This is a genomic window from Ensifer sp. Root954, assembly GCF_001429005.1.
In the GTDB taxonomy this organism is placed as follows: Bacteria; Pseudomonadota; Alphaproteobacteria; order Rhizobiales; family Rhizobiaceae; genus Ensifer; species Ensifer adhaerens.
The window spans coordinates 1-1,307 of the sequence record NZ_LMJM01000033.1 but is presented as its reverse complement, the minus strand read 5'-3'; the positions used below and the strand labels follow the sequence as shown (position 1 = coordinate 1,307).

The 1,307-nt window shown below is 66.0% G+C and carries 1 protein-coding gene; it reads right to left on the bottom strand.

The annotated features are described in order from the left end of the window. Positions 1 to 1,307 (bottom strand): NAD-dependent succinate-semialdehyde dehydrogenase (locus ASE71_RS24410; protein WP_060634977.1); only part of this gene is annotated, 1,307 nt, incomplete at both ends.

The following is a 1,307-nucleotide window of genomic DNA, read 5'->3' as shown; positions in this document are numbered from 1 at the left end:
CCCAGATGGTTGATCGAAATCATTCCGCTTTCGACCTCGCTTGCCAGGCGGTGGGCGCTGCGCTCCGATCCGGTAAAGGCATAGGCCGCAAGACCGAAGGGCAGGCGATTGGCCTCGTTGATCGCCTCGTCGAGATCATGGAAGCGATTGATGATCGAGACCGGGCCGAACGGCTCGTCGTTCATGATCCGGGCGGAAAGCGGCACGTCCGCCAGAACCGTCGGCTCGAAGAAGTAGCCGCGGTTGCCGATGCGATGGCCGCCGGTCGCCAATCGGGCACCATGCTCGAGCGCGTCGGCAACCAGGCTTTCGATCGCCGGGATGCGCCGCTCGTTGGCAAGCGGCCCCATGTCGACGCCGGCTTCGAGACCGTTGCCGACCTTGATCGTCTTCGAGGCGGCGACGAAGCCGTCGAGGAACTGATCGGCGACGCGCTCCTGCACGAGGAAGCGGGTCGGCGACACGCAGACCTGGCCGGCATTGCGGTACTTGCTGGCGGACATGATGGCGACGGCGCGTTCGACATCGGCATCATCGGTGACGATGACAGGCGCATGCCCGCCCAGTTCCATCGTCGCGCGCTTCATGTGCTGGCCGGCAAGGGCCGCCAGCATCTTGCCGACCGGGGTCGAGCCGGTAAACGACATCTTGCGGATCACCGGATGGGCGATCAGGTATTCCGAGATGACCGAGGGCACGCCGTAGACAAGGTTGACGACGCCGGCCGGAAGCCCGGCATCGACGAAGCAGCGGATGAGTTCGGCCGGCGACGCCGGCGTTTCCTCGGGCGCCTTGACGATGATCGAGCATCCGGTGGTCAGCGCCGCCGACAGCTTGCGCACCACCTGGTTGATCGGGAAGTTCCAGGGCGTGAAGGCGGCAACCGGACCGACCGGCAGCTTGACGGTCATCTGGGTGACATCGGGTGCGCGCGGCGGAATGATCTGGCCGTAGGCCCGCTTTCCCTCCTCGGCGAACCACTCGATGATGTCGGCGGCGCCAAGGATCTCGCCCTTCGACTGGGCAAGCGGTTTGCCTTGCTCGCGCGTCATCAGAAAGGCAATGTCGCCGGCCCGTTCGCGCAGCAGGGCGGCTGCCGACCGCATCACCTGGGCGCGGTCGAAGGCGGAGGTTGCCCGCCACGTCTTGAAGCCCTTCTCGGCGGCCGCAAGCGCCTCATTGAGGTCTTCCACTTCGGCCCAGGCCACCTGGCCGATCGTTTCCTCGTTGGCCGGGTCGATGACGGGAATGGTCTTGCCGGAACGCGCCGGCCGCCAGGCGCCGTCGATATGAAGCAGGATGTCTGG